At 68.6% G+C, this 15802-nt stretch carries 15 protein-coding genes and 1 pseudogene; 6 read left to right on the forward strand and 10 right to left on the reverse strand.

Annotated elements, in window-relative coordinates; genetic code table 11:
- Positions 1-634: 634 nt before the first annotated feature.
- Positions 635-3448: an AfsR/SARP family transcriptional regulator gene (locus tag ACH54P_RS14570; RefSeq protein ID WP_489912917.1), complete on the reverse strand. Its 2814-nt coding sequence runs from the start codon at positions 3446-3448 to the stop codon at positions 635-637.
- 246 nt (positions 3449-3694) lie between these two features.
- Between ACH54P_RS14570 and ACH54P_RS14575 the strand changes: the two genes are divergently transcribed.
- The 3 genes from ACH54P_RS14575 (at position 3695) to ACH54P_RS14585 (ending at position 4781) form a co-directional block, all read left to right on the forward strand.
- Positions 3695-4087 carry a peptidase inhibitor family I36 protein gene (locus ACH54P_RS14575; protein ID WP_489912918.1) on the forward strand — a complete coding sequence of 131 codons (393 nt, stop codon included), beginning with the start codon at positions 3695-3697 and terminating at the stop codon, positions 4085-4087.
- A gap of 58 nt (positions 4088-4145) precedes the next feature.
- Positions 4146-4424 carry a hypothetical protein gene (locus tag ACH54P_RS14580; RefSeq protein ID WP_489912919.1) on the forward strand — a complete coding sequence of 93 codons (279 nt, stop codon included), beginning with the start codon at positions 4146-4148 and terminating at the stop codon, positions 4422-4424.
- Positions 4425-4487: 63 nt separating this feature from the next.
- Positions 4488-4781: a hypothetical protein gene (locus ACH54P_RS14585; RefSeq protein WP_489912920.1), complete on the forward strand. Its 294-nt coding sequence runs from the start codon at positions 4488-4490 to the stop codon at positions 4779-4781.
- A gap of 376 nt (positions 4782-5157) precedes the next feature.
- Here ACH54P_RS14585 and ACH54P_RS14590 read toward each other — a convergent pair whose 3' ends face one another.
- The gene (locus ACH54P_RS14590) at positions 5158-6525 is read right to left on the reverse strand and encodes a pentapeptide repeat-containing protein (RefSeq protein WP_489912921.1); all 1368 of its coding nucleotides are present in this window, start codon (positions 6523-6525) and stop codon (positions 5158-5160) included.
- Between the two features lie 698 nt (positions 6526-7223).
- On the opposite strand from ACH54P_RS14590, the gene ACH54P_RS14595 reads away from it, so the two are divergent.
- On the forward strand, positions 7224-7706 hold the full coding sequence (locus tag ACH54P_RS14595) for a DUF6998 domain-containing protein (protein ID WP_489912922.1): 483 nt from the start codon (positions 7224-7226) through the stop codon (positions 7704-7706).
- Positions 7707-7962: 256 nt separating this feature from the next.
- Positions 7963-8340: a hypothetical protein gene (locus tag ACH54P_RS14600; RefSeq protein ID WP_489912924.1), complete on the forward strand. Its 378-nt coding sequence runs from the start codon at positions 7963-7965 to the stop codon at positions 8338-8340.
- A gap of 81 nt (positions 8341-8421) precedes the next feature.
- Here the strand turns inward: ACH54P_RS14600 and ACH54P_RS14605 are convergent, their stop codons facing one another.
- Together ACH54P_RS14605 and ACH54P_RS14610 are read right to left on the reverse strand one after the other, a co-directional pair.
- Positions 8422-9033 carry a recombinase family protein gene (locus ACH54P_RS14605; protein WP_489912926.1) on the reverse strand — a complete coding sequence of 204 codons (612 nt, stop codon included), beginning with the start codon at positions 9031-9033 and terminating at the stop codon, positions 8422-8424.
- Positions 9034-9047: 14 nt separating this feature from the next.
- On the reverse strand, positions 9048-9347 hold the full coding sequence (locus tag ACH54P_RS14610; RefSeq protein WP_489912928.1) for a recombinase family protein: 300 nt from the start codon (positions 9345-9347) through the stop codon (positions 9048-9050).
- A 29-nt stretch (positions 9348-9376) separates the two neighbouring features.
- Between ACH54P_RS14610 and ACH54P_RS14615 the strand changes: the two are divergent.
- Positions 9377-9655 (forward strand): annotated as a pseudogene (locus tag ACH54P_RS14615) (hypothetical protein); the annotation flags it as partial.
- 121 nt (positions 9656-9776) lie between these two features.
- On the opposite strand, the gene ACH54P_RS14620 reads toward ACH54P_RS14615, so the two are convergent.
- From ACH54P_RS14620 to mihF, 6 genes are all read right to left on the reverse strand, one after another.
- The gene (locus tag ACH54P_RS14620; protein WP_489912930.1) at positions 9777-11879 is read right to left on the reverse strand and encodes a primosomal protein N'; all 2103 of its coding nucleotides are present in this window, start codon (positions 11877-11879) and stop codon (positions 9777-9779) included.
- Between the two features lie 126 nt (positions 11880-12005).
- On the reverse strand, positions 12006-13208 hold the full coding sequence (metK, locus tag ACH54P_RS14625) for a methionine adenosyltransferase (RefSeq protein WP_489916440.1): 1203 nt from the start codon (positions 13206-13208) through the stop codon (positions 12006-12008).
- 93 nt (positions 13209-13301) lie between these two features.
- Positions 13302-14522, reverse strand: coding sequence for a bifunctional phosphopantothenoylcysteine decarboxylase/phosphopantothenate--cysteine ligase CoaBC (coaBC, locus tag ACH54P_RS14630; protein ID WP_489912932.1), 1221 nt, complete (start codon positions 14520-14522; stop codon positions 13302-13304).
- Positions 14515-14784: a DNA-directed RNA polymerase subunit omega gene (gene rpoZ / locus ACH54P_RS14635; RefSeq protein ID WP_308671079.1), complete on the reverse strand. Its 270-nt coding sequence runs from the start codon at positions 14782-14784 to the stop codon at positions 14515-14517. Before rpoZ ends, coaBC begins: the two co-directional genes overlap by 8 nt.
- Positions 14781-15434, reverse strand: coding sequence for a guanylate kinase (gmk, locus tag ACH54P_RS14640; protein WP_489912934.1), 654 nt, complete (start codon positions 15432-15434; stop codon positions 14781-14783). The genes rpoZ and gmk overlap by 4 nt, the downstream gene beginning before the upstream one ends.
- The gene (gene mihF, locus ACH54P_RS14645) at positions 15431-15748 is read right to left on the reverse strand and encodes an integration host factor, actinobacterial type (RefSeq protein ID WP_003096398.1); all 318 of its coding nucleotides are present in this window, start codon (positions 15746-15748) and stop codon (positions 15431-15433) included. Before mihF ends, gmk begins: the two co-directional genes overlap by 4 nt.
- Positions 15749-15802 lie beyond the last annotated feature (54 nt).

Here is a 15802-nt window from a genome sequence, read left to right on the forward strand (position 1 = left end):
ACTCCGGGTCGAGGATCGACACGCCGTCAGCCAGCGCCAGTCGTGCCGTGCCGGCCAAGCGTCCATCAAGCTCCATAGTTCATACCGATAATTTTTCCGCCCGGTCAACCGTTTTCCGAACCTCCGCCGTCATGTCACTGACGCAGGCGACGCGGTGATCCAGCACTGCCCGTCCGGCCACCACCGCCCGGCAACCCAGCCCCGGACCCCGCCAGGTTCCCGGACAGGACACCGATCGTGAACGAGGTCGACGGACGCTACTGAAGACGAGGTCGGGCCAGGTCCTTTGACCGTGTGCCACCTACGGGCCACCTCAAGTGACTGCGGGCCAGATCCACTGGCCACTGACACACCACGACAGGCCGCCGAGGTCGAGCCGGTGATGGGCTCGGCGCGTGCGGTTCCTGCAGAAAGGCACACGTTCGGCTGATATGCAGCGGCAGTACTCCGGACCGCCGGGCGGATCGAAAATCCGCGGGAATCCTGCGCGCCATCCGATCACTCCGGCCCAGGGCGGACAAGCGGACATGACTGCGCCACGCCTGGTCGACGAGCGAGTCACCACCAACAGCGAGCAACACTCGTTCGTGCGGCCTGCGGCGCCTCGTCTGAGCCGCTGCGGCCCTGGTCAGCGTCAGCGCGTTGTCAGAACTTGCTCTCCGAGCGTATCCAGCAGGCACCGCACCCGCTCGACCTGGTCCGATCGCCCCTGGCGCCGATAGAGTTCCTGCGCTTCACGCCAGGCCGCGCGAGCCCGCCGGACATCACCGAGGGCTGCATGGGGATGGCCGAGGTTGGTGAGCGTGTTGGCGATTTCGTAGGAATAGCCGAGCTCACGCAGCACCCACACGGCCCGCTCGTAGTACTCGACGGCCTCGCGGTGGTGACCGAGTTGATCGTAGATATAGCCGAGGCTGTCGAGGGTGGCCGCCTCGCCGGACGGGTCGTGGTTGGCGCGGAACAGATCCAGCGCGGCCAGGCAATGCTTCAGGGCCTCGTCGTGGCCACCGAGCCGGGCGGTATACCACCCCAGCGCGTTGAGGGCTTCCGCCTCCCACACCGGGCGGCCGAGGCTGCGAAACAGCTCAAGCGCGTCGGCGGCGTGTTTCGCGGCGAGCCGATCGTTGCCGCGCCGGGTCCACGTCCAGGCGAGGGTCCGGTGAGCGTAGGCGTGGGCGACGTCGTCGCCGTGGTGCACCGCGAGGCTGTGGGCTTCGTCGAGGTGCCGCACGGCCTCGTCATAGCGTCCGCATTCGGCGCAGGCACCGCCGAGAAGCCGCAGCACCAGGCTGTCGGTGGAACCACCGGGCCGGGCCGCGATGCTTTCCCCCGCGATTTGCCACACGGCGAGGTGGTCGTGGAGGTGCCCCGCCCGGTGCTGGAAAGTGGTCAGCACCCAGGCGAACTGCCAGGCCGACGTGTGCCTGCGGTGCGCGACTGCGGTCTGCTGGGCGGAAAGCAGGTTGACGTATTCCGCGGCGAACCACGCCATGGCTGCCTTGTCGTCGGAAGGCCGGTGCGGACGGGCGCCGGGCACGGCGGGGTCGAGGACGATGGGGTGGCGGTACGGCACCAGACAGCGGTCGGCGGCGAACGCGGTGTGGCCGTAGTGGTCGAGGACTCGCCGGATCGCGTCCTGCCGCACGTCTTCGCGCAGGTCTCCGGCCCTCTCGGCGGCGTACCGGCGGATGAGGTCGTGCATCCGGTAGCGGCCGCGAGCGTCCCGGGCGAGCAGCGACGACTGCTCGAGAACGCGCAGGACGGTGCGGCACGCGTTAGGCGCACAACCGATGAGGGCCGCGGCGGCGGGTAGCTCGATGTCGGGGCCGGGTGCGATCCCCAGCAGCGCGAACGCGGTGGCCTGCTCGGAGGTCAGTGCCCGGACCGACCACGACAGCACGGCGGGAAGGCCGGCGGCGGGCTCGACGCCGTCGAGCGCACTCAGACCCGCCTCGCGCAGCTCGGCGACAACACTGCCGAGCGGTGCGTGCGGTCGCGTGGCAGCTTGACTCGCGACGATGCCGAGCGCCAACGGGAAGCCGCCGCAGAACTCGATCAGTCCGGCGACCGCGGCCTGCTCCGCATTGATGCGCGGGCGGCCGAGCCGGTCGGTGAGCAGTGCGACGGCCTCGGCGTCGGACAGGACATCCAGTGCCAGGTGCCGGGCGCCGTGCCCGGTAAGCAGGCCGGGAAGCTGGGTCCGGCTGGTGACGATCACCGTGCAGGACCCGCTGCCCGGCAGCAACGGCACGACCTGTGCGGTGTCGGCGGCGTTGTCGAGGACCACCAGCATTCGCCTGCCTGCCACCAAGCTGCGGAACAGGGCTGCTTGTGCCTGCGTGTCGGCGGGCATCCGGCCCGGCTCAACGCCGAGGGCGTCGAGGAATCCGCGCACGGCCACTGCCGGGTCCATCGGCTGGCCGCCGGGACTGAAGCCTCGCAAGTTGACGAAGAGCTGGCCGTCGACGAACTCGGCGGCGTGACGGTGCGCCCAGCGCAGGGCGAGGCAGGTCTTGCCCATACCGCCCGCACCGGCGATGGCGGAGATGACGACGGCGGCCCCGCGGCCGTCGGCCAGCACGGCGTCGAGGCGCTCCAGTTCTTGGGTACGCCCGACGAAGGGCGAGGGCACCGCCGGAAGTTGTCTCGGTACCACCGCAGTTGTGGCGTCGCGTGCATCGCCGGCCGCCGTCAGCGCCGGTTCGTCCTCGAGGATCTGCTGGTGCAGGGTTTTCAGCGCGTCACCGGGGTCGATGCCGAGCTCCTCGGCCAGCCGGCTTCGAATCCGGTGGAAATGGGCCAGCGCGTCCGCGGACCGCCCGGCCCGGTGGAGGGCCAACAGGTACTGGGCGGCCAGCCGCTCGTCCAGCGGCTCCTCGGCGGTGCGGGCGGCGAGCACCGGAACGAGGTCCTCGCCGTGCCCCAGCGCGAGCCGGGCGTCGACGAGCTCGTTGCCGGCATCTCGGCGTTCCCGCTCCAGTTGCGCCCGTTCGGCCGTGGCCCACTCACCGGCCAAGCCGGCGAGGGCCTCTCCCCGCCACAAGGACAGCGCTTCTCCCAAGAGAGCCGCCACCTGACGCTCGCCGGTTCCTCGCGCACGGGACCGCAGCTCCCGAAACCGGTGGACGTCGACGGTGTGCGGTTCGGTCCGCAGGCGGTACCCGCCTGATGAACGGACGATGGCGGCGCCGCCAGCCAGTTTCCTGCGGAGGCGGGACAGGTAGTTCACCACCACTCGCCGTGCCTGCTCCGGTGGTTCGCCGTTCCACACCCGCTGGACGAGCCGATCCACCGAGACGACTTGGCCGACGTCAATCGCCAGCGCGGCCAGGACACATCGTTGCCGCGCCGGCCCCAAGTCGACCGGTGTGCCGTCCACGGTCGCGGTCACCGCGCCCAGGAACCGTAGTTCGATCAGCGAGTCACCCCCTTCTCGCTCCACCGGCATAGCACGGCCTGCTTCGTCGTGGCGCGCACGTTCACCGTGATTCACTCGAACGGCGGCGGACTGCCCGGATTGTGCATTCGTGATGCAGAACCGAGGCGCTGGCGGTGGAGGCTTCGCACCGACGCCGCACCACAGCTCCGAGAGTCGTGGGATGCACTGACCGACGACGGCGCCTTGGCATCTCCAGTTGTGCACGCAGGAAGACACCTGTGCGCGCAGGACAACCATCGATCGGAAAGGGAAACGATGAAGTACCGGAAGACAGTGGCCACACTGGGCGTGTCGGCGGCCGCCGCGTTATTGCTGGGCGCGACACCGGCAAACGCTGCCGGTTCGCGTTCGGCACCCTACTCGTACACGGCAGCCGCTTTCCAGCCGCAGGGCTACAGCGACTGTCCCGTGGGGAGGATCTGTGTGTGGACCGGTACGGCCGGGACCGGTGTTCACATCGAACTTTTCGCGGTTGGTCCGGGAAGCTGTTCCGACACGTACCTGCGCGGCTACTCCGCCTACAACCGGACTCAGGTCATTCAGAAGCTGTTCCCCGACTCCAGTTGCCATGGTAGTCCCTTTTACATCTATCCCGGTCAAGCGATCGACAACACCGGTGCACGGCACTCCCTCGGCGGATACCCGTGACGCGCCTTCGCCATCAATGACAACCCAGCGTAATTCCATCAAGGAAGCCGAGTGAATCATGCACCTGAACAAGAGCGCCGCGGTCGCCCCCATCCTCGCCATGTTCCTGGCCTGGAGCACGGCCGCGCCCGCAATCGCGGATCCAGCGCCGCGCACTTCCGTGAACCAGCCAGCCTCGACAAACGATGCCCACTGGGAGTTCACCGGGTACTTCACCAACGGAAACACATGCAATATCACCAAGCAACTGAGGAAATCGGGCGGATACCCGGTCGAACCGTCTTCCGGCTGTTATCACACCGAAAAGGGGTATTACTTCTACTATTACACGAACTGACGCCGTCGTCCGCCGACGTCGGGCTGTTTCCGACCACTCGATCCCTGTCAGTGAGGACACATTTTGAAGCCGAAACCATTCCGCGTGGCGGCGCGCCGCCTGCTGACGTCGGCGGCAGCGTCGGCGATCGCAATCGCGCTGTGCACGACCGTCGCCGAGCCGGCTCAGGCCAGTTCCGCGAAATGCCAAGAGTACTTGCGCGCACAGCACTACCAGGTCGGCCCGAAGGTGCGCGCGGCTTGCAACACCGGGCAGACCGGCGGCAGTCCGGGCACTCTGGCCTGCTACATCGCGCTACTCGCGATCGAGGTCTCAGCCGACCACGCGGCCGTGGCCTGCAACGCCGCCAACGACTAGGTGTACTGCCCGGGAAGCTACGAACGTAGCGACACGTGATCGGATGATCTTGGCGTGAGGGAGGGCCTCCGGGTTCGGCGTGGATTGCGACATCTGCACCGGCAACCTGGAGGCCCTCGTGACCCACGCTAACGCACCCCTGACCCCGACCGGGAGACTGCGTCTGGCCCGGTGTGTCATCGAGGCCCAGTGGCCGTTGCGGCGGGCCGAACCCTCGCCTGTGAGGTCCCCCGCGCCGTCCGGGCCCTACGACACGCATGCCGAGTGCCGTTGCAGTACTAGGCCTCCTCGAAGAGGGCCGCGCCGTCCTCTGGACTCAACACCTTGCCCACCACACCGCCTTCGCCGACTTGCGTGCGGTGAACTCTGAACATGTTTACTCACCAGGGGGTGTCTGCATAAGCGTGTTATCGCCGTAGCTGGATTCCAGGTAGCGCCATGTTCCCGGCATGTCGTCCTGCTGCTGCGCGCTTGCCGTGCTGACGTCCCAGCCGGGAAACCAGATCCGAGCGTCTGTGTCGGGTGCGTCCACGCGGGCTGCTGCACTTTGGAGGCAGGTGCGTATCCATGCTGGTGCCCGGTCGAGTTTCGTCAGGTGCGACGACGTGTTGTCATCGAGGCGGACTCCTCGACCGAATCGTGCGTGACGGAAGTCGGGACCAGTCCCGTTGTCTTGTCGTATGAGCTGTGCGGCCGTGAAGACAACGTCACCCAGGAAGGTCACGTCAAGAAAGGACGCCGATTCCTTGAACTGCGCCTGGTTGAAGTTTGTTTCCATAAAGAATGTCGCCCCTTCGAACGTGACTTTCCGGTCGAAGTGCGCGCGGTCAAAGTTGGCGAGGTGCCGAAATTTGCCGCCGTCGAAATCTGCGCGTCCCGCGAATTCGGCCCAATCGAAGCTGGTTGCGTCGGCGAATTCTGTTCCATTGAAGCTGACATGCCAGAGGAACTCTGCCAGGCTGAAGTCGGCAGCGTCGCAGAACTCAGAATTGCTAAAATCTGCACGTCGTTCGAACCGCGTGCCGCCGAAGTCGGTGGTACCCGTGAAGGTGGCGTCGCGAAAGTCGGCGTTTGCCAGCTGACAGTTGTGGAGGTCGAAGTCAACAAGGTTGGCGCCACGAAGGTCGAGATCGATGTTGGACCAGAACTTCGGGTTAGCAGGTCGATCGGCCCAGCCTCTGTCCGGTTGCAAATGAGTGGTCAAAATACGCTGCGCTGTCAGCCTGACTTGCAACTCGGCGACCTCAACGCCGTTACGACCAAGAGACGAGCTGATAGTGGCGTTTTCGCCGTCGTAGGGTGGTGCATCTGCAGCTGGTGTCGAGTTGGGACTTCGCTCGTCCGCGCTGTCGCTGATCCGAAGATAGCCGCAGATGACCTCGACAATGGTCTGTCGGTGCCCTCTGTTGTCCTGCGCGAGACGTTCCAGCGCGTACAGGCCGCCGACACGAACTGCGGCGTTGTTTGAGCCCAGCTGTTCGACAGCCATCGTGTAGAGCTCGGTGACCCTACGATCCGCTGCGTCGTCCTCGGTGTGCCCTTGCGCGCGCTCGGCCAGCCACTGGCGCCGCGCGGTGAGCGCAAGTGCCAGACCAGCCCCGAGGCCAGCGGCGACGGTCATCGATGTCTTGATGGCGTCGAGTCGAGCAGTCGCGCGGATGGGTGCTGCATCAGCTTCGCGCAGCAACCAGAGAGAAGCCGCCCACGTCGCCCCCGCCACGCCACCGATCGCCAGCAAGATCATCCACCACCGCATCGACCGGATCGGCCTGCGCAACTGCGGCTCGGTGCGTAGAGGGCCATACGCGATGAGGTACAATGCTGACCGAATCCGGCGTCCAGCGAGTACGATCAGAAACAGGCCGCCTGCGCCCAGAATTATCGGGATCTCAGCTACAAATGGTCTGAACTGTTGCGGTACCGAGATTGGGCTTATCGGCGTCCCGAAGACCCAAAAGAGCCCACCGAGTATTACCGCGAACACACCCAGGTACATGATCGAGCGGGCTTTGCGTGCTCGCTGGCGGTGGCGGTCAGTGTTGTCGTCAGCCATGTTTGCGTTTCGGCTCGCCGATTTTCAGCGTGCGCGCCGCTGTAGCTGTGGCCGGGCGGACGGGCTCAACGGCGTTCGTCACGCTTTGTGTCTGCCGGATCGTGGCGACGCCGAATCCGGTCGCGGTCGCAGTGCAGGTCGCGGCGAGAACCCAAGCCCAGTGTGCGCCGGTGGCGATCGCAAGGTAGAGCTGCAGCCCGCGACGACAACATAGGTCACGGCTAGCGCTTGCCAACTGGCCCGATACTGCACCGGTCACCTCCCCTCAAACCTGTTACGAGCAGATAGTCGCTTCAGGTGGCGACGCAGTTACAGCATCGAGTTTACTGGCGAGTCAGCGTGCGCTGTTCGCTGCTCAAGCAGGCTGGCGCGGCGCGTAGTGTCCCGACATGGACTTCGACAGCCTCGAGCGAGCGTCTGTTCCCGACCTGCTGGGACTCTATGCGTCGATCCTGGATGAGTTGCGCCGGCGAGGTGTGGTGAGGACCGGGAACGCGCCGTTGGGTGACTATGCCGAATACCTCGCTGCTCGGGTCTACGGAGGTGAACTGGCGGCCAACTCGGTGAAGTCCTACGACCTGCACGCCGGGGACGGGCGCCGGATTCAGGTGAAGGCCAGAGCCGTCGGTCCGAGCACTCGTGCGGGGGCGATCTTCTCGGTTTTCCGAACGTTCGACTTCGACGTCGCCGTCCTGATCGCGTTCGACAGTTCGACCTACGACCTGCTGTGGGCCCGTGAAGTGCCGGCAGCTGACATCGAGGCGGCCGGCAGGCACTCCCCGCACGTCAACGGGCATCGCATCCCGACCATCAGAGGCGCACGACTTGGCACGGACGTCACGCCACGATTCAGGACCGTCCTATCGGCGTAGCCCGGCAGCGCAGCGCTCGTGGCGCGCATGGCCCACCGATGTTGGTCGACGTGGCGACGGGCCGGTGGGGTTGACGGCGTAGCGAACGCGACGAAGAGCGACGTGACGCTCGTCGGACCACGGCCTCACTGGAGTCGTCGCCTAGCTGTCGCACCGTGAGGGGCGCGGCGTAACAGCGCATCGGCTGCTAGCGACTGTGGGGTACGACTCGGTTGAGGGGTGTGGATTGAACGACACTGTGTGGACGAGCCAGGCGGTGCTGGACAAGGTGTGCGAGGCCCTTGACCAGTTCACGGTCGCCCATCCCGAAGGACATCATTTTGGCCGGCCGTTCGTGACCGCGTACCGGCTCGCGATTCACGTCGACGAGGCGCATCCCGATCTTAGGGATGCGCTGGGCACAGAGATTGGCGGCGCGGGCACCGGCAGCCGCGGCAGCCTGGCCCAATACCTCGCAAACCAGCAATCGAAGAAGATCAAGGCACACGGCGACCAGTATCCCGTCGAGGGCGCCTACGTATCCAACGACTATGTCGTTGGCATGACGTTCCGGGGGCCCGACGGCCGTGAGCGGTCGAGCAGCCTGGTCGGCAGCGGATATGACCTCTCGCTGTTTCGCCTCCGTCATGCTTAGGTGCGTGTTACGCGCTCGCACTGCGCGCTGGTCCAGCCGCGGGTTCCGGTGCGGGCGGCTTCGCCGAGCGGCACCAGGCGGTCAACGTCGAACCGGGCCGGGTCGGTGAATTATCGCTCCGGGATGTTCATTCGTCAGCCGAGCTTGATCTCGCAAGATATTCCTCACGGCATAGAAATCCGCAGGACTGATTAGACCCTCCCCCTGACCCTCGACAACAGACGCGCTTGGCGTCAGCGGGTGATAAGCGCTCTTCCGCGCGGGGTCGTGCACCCTCAGTCCGATGTAGCACTCCCGAAGAAGCATCAGTCCTATGTTCTGCGGAACCCACTCCCCACCACCCCGCCTGCGAAGACCCCGCTCGTTGAGGTCGCGCGCGATAGCCTTGAGGTGATGCCCCTTCTTCACTCGCCGGTACATCTCCTGAACGATCGGCGCTTCCGCCGGGTCAGGCTCCTGGACGACCAACTGCTTTGTCCGCTCGTCGTATACGCGGCGGTAACCAAACAGGATCCGACCATGCGGCAAGCCTGCACGCGCCGAAGAGGCCGTTGTCCGGCGAATCTGCAGCGACATCTCAGCGACGTCCAGCTCGGCCTTCGAAGCGTCATCAATCAGTGACTTTCGGTCACGAGGCTTACGCGGATCGTAGATGCGGTCGTGCTGATCAACCCAGAAGACTACGTGACGCATGTCACATAGATTGATCAATTCAAGCCACTCTTCCGTTTCCTTGACCCACGCGACGACGAGTAGAGCATCAGAACGCGGGCGGTGAACGCACCGCTCCTCAGATCCGCGATGAGCTTGTCGAACTTCGCGCGCGCCTTGCGCTGATGCTTCGAAGCCGAGCCCACCTCGCGGTATGTCGGCAGTTGGAGGCGCCAGCCGAAGCGCCGGCACGTCTCGAGGTGGCGGTCATGCTGCTCCTCGGGCGACCGTTCCCGGCCACTCGTGTCCTTCGAGACTCGTTCATACGCTGCGGCATCAACGTCCGTGAGCTCCATGATTCAAAAGTACCTACTACGGCGACTTCTCGAACGAGTCGATGTTCCGCGCGAACCGGGTGCGACTGGGCTTGGGTCTGACTTCGGTGGCGGGCGGCCACCTGCACACCCCGGTCCTGGGCCAACCGGCGGACCCGGCGGCATTGACGGACGCGGCGTTCGAAGCCAGGCGCCAGACGATCGCGGCCCAGGTGGTCGCGTTGACGACGGCCGCCGCCGGGGGTTCCCGGCCGGGAGCCGCGCCGCAGGCCACGGAATCCCCGCGCGCCGCGGTGGAATCCTTGCCCGGCACGGTGTTGGGCCGCTGATCCGGCGGATCCCGCGCGCACGCCGGAAAATCGCGCCGGGCAGGAGTGGGACTACTCCGGCTGCGGCACCCGGGCCCAGCTACAGATCCGGCGCTTCCCTGCCAGGGGAAGCGCCGGATCGCTAGATGAGCTCCAGCGGATCCAGCTGGATGCGGATCGGCTCGGTGGCCTTCTTCGCATCCCGCCGAGCTGCGGCAGCGTGAATCGCCGACGACAGGGCCTTTCCGTCGGAGCGCGAGACCCGGACCAACGCCCTTTCCCGCTCCGCGTTGCCCTCTTCGTCGACCTCGCCGATCGGGACCGGGCCGAGGACTTCACCGGACGAAGGCAGCGGCAGGTCCGACAGGAAGCCCGCCACCGCGTCGGGACTTCCCTCCACGCTCGCCATCCGCATGGCCGGGGGGAAGCCCAGTTCGCGGCGCTCCGCCAGCTCCTGGCCCGCGTGCCACGCCGGGTCCCAGCGGACCAGGGCCTGGACCACCGCCAGGCCGGCTTCCGCGCCGACGATGACACGACCACCCGATGACGATGGGCGCACCAGCGCCGCCGCGGCCATCCAGCGGCGCAACGTCTCCTCCCCCGCCCGCAAATCCTGGCGGCCCAGCAATGCCCAGCCGTCCAGGAGCAGCGCTGCGCCGTAGCCGCCCTCGGCCACCGGTTCCGCTCCCGGGGTGCAGACCACCAGTGCCGGTTTGCCCGGCACCGATTCCAGGACCTCCGCCGCTCCGGACGTGCGGACCGGGACGCCGGGGAACGCGCGGCCGAGCTCCTCTGCCGTCCGCTTCGCGCCGACGATCACCGCGCGCAGCCGGACCGAAGCGCACGCCGGGCAGCGGAACGCCGTCTCCGGGACGCCGCACCAGCGGCACGCCGGTGGTTTCGGCTGCCCGTCGACCGAGCCGCCGGGCAGGGCCAGTGGCCCGGCGCAGCGGCGGCAGTGCGCGGGCGTGCGGCAGTTGCCGCAGGCCAGGCCGGGCACGTACCCGCGCCGCGGCACCTGCACCAGCGTCGGGTGGCCCGCCGCGAACGCCTGGCGCGCGGCCTCGAACGCCACCGCGGGCAGCCGGGCGACGCGGGCGGCCTCGTCACGGGCGACGTCGAAGTCCTCGCCGACCGGCGTGACGCGGGGGGCCGCGGCCCGCAGCGTCGCGCGGTCCGCGAGCACCGGCGCGGCCCAGCCCGACTCGACCAGCAGCTGCGCCTCGGCCGTCCGGGCGAAGCCGCCGACCAGCAGGGACGCCTTCGCCGCGTGAGCCCGGTCCATCAGCACGTCCCGGACGTGCGGGTACGGCGCGTGCTGGTCGAGGTGCAGGTCGTCGCCGTCGTCCCAGACGACGAACAGGCCGGGGTCGTGGACCGGCGCGAACATCGCCGCCCGCGTGCCGACCACCACCCGCACCGCGCCGCGCAGCACGGCCAGCCAGCGCCGGTAGCGCTCGGCGGGCCCGAGCCCGGCGATCAGCGCCACCACGGCTTCCTCGCCGACAACCGAAGCGCAGGCCTCGTACACCCGGGTCAGGTCGCGGTGGTCCGGCACCACCAGCACCGCGCCGCGCCCCGCGGCCGCCACCGACCCGGCCGCCTCGGCCAGCCGGCGCGGCCAGTCCTCGCCCGGCAGGGCCTGCCAGACGGCGTTCGCGGGCTTGCCCTCGGCGAGGGCCTCCAGGAACGCCGGACCGCGCTGGTAGCGCGCCCAGGCCGTGCTGTCCGGCGCCTCCGGGAGCGCCGCGGCCGCCACCGGCGGCTCCCCCTCGACCTTCGCGTGCCGCGGCGGGATCGCGAGCCGCAGGACGTCCGAGAGCGTGCCGCCGTAGCGGTCGGCGACCGACCGGCACAGCGCGTGCAGCGACGGCGTCAGCACCGGCTCGGCGGAGGTGACGCGGTCGAGGAACGCCAGCTTGCTGCCGTAGTCGCTGGTCTCGCCGCGCTCGACCAGGTAGCCGTCGACGAGCTGCCCGGCGAACCGGACGCGCACCCGGCAGCCCGGCACGGCGGTTTCGTGCAGCTTCTCCGGCACGAGGTAGTCGAAGGTGCGGTCCAGGTGCGCCAGGGGGATGTCGACGACGATCCGCGCGACCGGCCGCTCGGGCGCGGGCTGCTGGGCGCCCTTGGCCTTGTGGCCCGGCTTCGGCGCCTTCGGCTTCCGGGCACGCGACGGCGCCGCCGGGGCGGCGGGCGGCCCCTCCGGGAGGTCCCAGAGGGCAGCGGGCTCGGAACTGCTCACGCCGTGATCTCTACCAGACCCCACCGACACCCCCGACGCCAGGAAGGCCCCCCGTCACCGGATCGGGGCCGGACGCCGGAAAGGCCGCCCCCGGCGTCGGGGACGGCCTTCCGGTGTTCGCGTGCGTCAGGCGCCCGCCGCGGCCTTCAGGGCCTCGGCGCGGACCGTGCTCTCCCAGGGGAGGTCCAGCTCGGGACGGCCGAAGTGGCCGTACGCCGCCGTCGGGGCGTAGATCGGGCGCAGCAGGTCGAGGTCGCGGATGATCGCGGCCGGCCGCAGGTCGAAGACCTCCGTGATGGCCTGCTGGATCTTCGACGGGTCGACCGTCTCGGTCCCGAACGTCTCGACGAACAGGCCGACCGGGGCCGCCTTGCCGATCGCGTAGGCGACCTGCACCTCGGTCCGCGAGGCGAGCCCCGCCGCGACGACGTTCTTGGCCACCCAGCGCATCGCGTACGCCGCCGAGCGGTCGACCTTGGACGGGTCCTTCCCGGAGAACGCGCCGCCGCCGTGGCGGGCCATGCCGCCGTAGGTGTCGACGATGATCTTGCGGCCGGTCAGGCCGGCGTCGCCCATCGGGCCGCCGATGACGAAGCGGCCGGTCGGGTTGACCAGCAGCCGCGCGTTCGACGTGTCGATGCCCAGGCCCTCGAGCTCGGGGCCGACGACGTGCTCCTTGACGTCGACGCTGAGCATCCGCTCGAGGTCGATGCCGTCGGCGTGCTGCGAGGAGACGACGACGGTGTCCAGCCGCACCGGCTGGTCACCGGCGTACTCGATGGTCACCTGGGTCTTGCCGTCCGGGCGCAGGTACGGCAGCACGCCGTCCTTGCGGACCCCGGTCAGCCGGCGCGAGAGGCGGTGGGCCAGCGCGATCGGCAGCGGCATCAGCTCGGGGGTGTCCGAGCAGGCGTAGCCGAACATCAGGCCCTGGTCGCCGGCGCCCTGGCGGTTGATCTCGTCCTCGTCCGACTCGACCCGCGACTCGTACGCGGTGTCGACGCCCTGGGCGATGTCGGGCGACTGCGAACCGATCGCGACGTTGACGCCGCAGGAGTTGCCGTCGAAGCCCTTGGCGGAAGAGTCGTACCCGATCTTGAGGATGACGTCGCGGACGATGGTGGGGATGTCGGCGTACGCCTCCGTGGTCACCTCGCCGGCCACGTGGACCTGGCCGGTGGTGATCAGGGTCTCGACCGCGACGCGGCTGCGGGGGTCCTTCGACAACAGCCCGTCGAGGATCGAGTCGCTGATGGCGTCGCAAATCTTGTCGGGGTGCCCTTCAGTCACCGACTCCGAGGTGAACAATCTGCTGCTGGACGCGGTCACGGTGGCCGTCACTTCCTCACCTAGTCGTCGGATGCCCGGTGGGTTAGGCACCCCTTACCTGTGCAAGCGTACTGACTATCGCTCGGGGGACGGTCAACGCTTCATGAAGCTCACAACAGCGTCCCACAACGTGGACGCCAGTTCAGCCTTCGCGCCGAGGGGAATGGAGATTTCGGTGCCGTCCGAGCCGAGCAGCCAGCCCGAGTTGTCCTCGGTGCCGAACGCCTTGCCGTCGCCGACCGCGTTGACCATCAGCAGGTCGGCGCCCTTGCGCTTGAGCTTGACGCGGGCGTGGTCGAGGACGCTGCCGTGCTCGTCGCCGGTTTCGGCGGCGAACCCGACGACGACCTGACCGGGCCGCCGGTTGCGCACCAGTTCGGCGAGGATGTCGGCGTTGCGGTCGAGCGTGATGACCGGGTCCGGCTGGTCGTCGGACTTCTTGATCTTGTGGTCGGCCCGGTTCGCCGGCCGGAAGTCGGCGACGGCGGCGGCCATCACGACGACGTCGGCGGTCTCGGCCGCGGCGTGGACGGCCTGCCGCAGCTCCTCCGCCGTCGAAACGTGCGAAACCACCGCGCCCGCCGGGTCCGGCAGGGCGACCGTGTGCGCGGTGACCAGCGTGACCTCGGCGCCGCGCTGGGCGGCGACGCGGGCCAGCGCGTAGCCCTGCTTGCCGGACGAGCGGTTGCCCAGGAAGCGCACCGGGTCGAGGGGCTCGCGGGTGCCGCCCGCCGACACGACCACGCGGATGCCTTCGAGGTCCCGCGGGAGGGCGTCCGGGCGGGCCAGGAGCAGCCGGGCGAGGTCGACGATCTCGGCCGGGTTCGCCAGGCGCCCCTTGCCGGTGTCGACACCGGTGAGGCGGCCGGAGTCCGGCTCGGTGACGATCGACCCGCGCGAGCGCAGCAGGGCCACGTTGGCGCGGGTCGCGGGGTGCTCCCACATCTCCGTGTGCATCGCCGGGAAGAAGGCGACCGGGCACCGGGCGGTGAGCAGGGTGTTCGTCAGCAGGTCGTCCGCCAGGCCGTGGGCGGCCTTGGCGAGGAGGTTCGCCGTGGCCGGGACGACCAGGACCAGGTCGGCCTCCTTGCCGACGCGGACGTGCTGGACCTCGGGCACCTCGGTGAACACCCCCGTGTGCACGGGGTGCCCGGAGAGGGCTTCGAAGGTCGCCGCGCCGACGAAGTTCAGCGCGGCTTCGGTGGGGACCACGCGGACGTCGTGACCGGACTCGGTCAGCCCGCGCAGGACCTCACAGGCCTTGTAGGCGGCGATCCCGCCGCCCACGCCCAGGACGACGCGGGGTTTACTCACCCTCGGTGTGCTCGAGCAGGCCGCCGTGGATCTCGCGCAGCGCGATCGAGAGCGGCTTCTCGCGCGGGCCCGGCTCGACCAGCGGGCCGACGTACTCCAGCAGGCCCTCGCCCAGCTGGGCGTAGTAGTCGTTGATCTGGCGGGCACGCTTGGCCGAGTAGATCACCAGCGCGTACTTCGAGCTGACCTTCTCGAGCAGGTCGTCGATCGGGGGGTTGGTGATGCCCTCGAGCTCTTCGGTCAGGGTTACCTGGGTGGTCACGCGTGGTGCTCCGATTCGTCGGAAGACTGATCAGTAATCAAGTTTAGCAAGTGCTCGGCGGCCTCCCGCACGTCGGCGTTGACGACGCGGTGGTCGAACTCGCCGGCGGCGGCCAGCTCGCGCTCCGCTTCGGCCAGCCGGGCCTTCACGGCGGCCTCGTTTTCGGTGCCGCGCCCGGTGAGCCTGCCGACCAGCTCGTCCCACGACGGCGGCATCAGCATCACCAGCCGGGCCTCCGGCATGGCCGCGCGGACCTGGCGCGCGCCCTGCAGTTCGATCTCCAGGACGGCCGGGCGGCCTTCGGCGAGGGCCTTCTCGACCGGCTCGCGCGGGGTGCCGTAGCGGTTGCCGGCGAACTCGGCCCACTCCAGCAGCCGGCCGTCGGCGGCCATGGCGTCGAACTCCGCCCGGTCGACGAAGTGGTAGTGCGCCCCGTCGATCTCGCCGGGGCGCGGCTGGCGCGTGGTGACCGAGACGCTGAAGTAGATTTCGGGCTCCAGCTTCCGCAGCTCGCCCACCACACTCGACTTCCCGACCCCCGAAGGCCCCGATACGACGGTGAGCCGGTGCCGGGAGAAGTCCCCCGTCACCGGCTCACTGCCGCGGTCGGCGCCCCGGTTCACCGGGTAGTCACGACCGGCGCCGTTCACTCGCCGCTGAACTCGGCCAGCAGCGCCTTGCGCTGCCGGTCGCCGAGGCCGCGAAGGCGACGGCTGGGGGCGATCTCCAGTCGTTCCATGGTCTGCTGCGCGCGGACCTTGCCGACGCCCGGGAGGGCCTCGAGCAGAGCCGAAACCTTCATCTTGCCGAGGACTTCGTTCTCCTCGGCCTGCTTCAGCACGTCGACCAGAGTGGTACCGCCCCGCTTCAGCCGCTCCTTCAGCTCAGCACGGATGCGGCGGGCGGCGGCGGCCTTCTCCAGCGCCGCAGCGCGCTGTTCCTCTGTCAGCTGGGGAAGTGCCACGTTTTCCTCCGGTAGTTCTCAAAACTGGGTGGGTGACGCGACGGTACCCACCCG

The sequence above is a fragment of the Amycolatopsis sp. N2S4-7 genome (assembly GCF_058119595.1).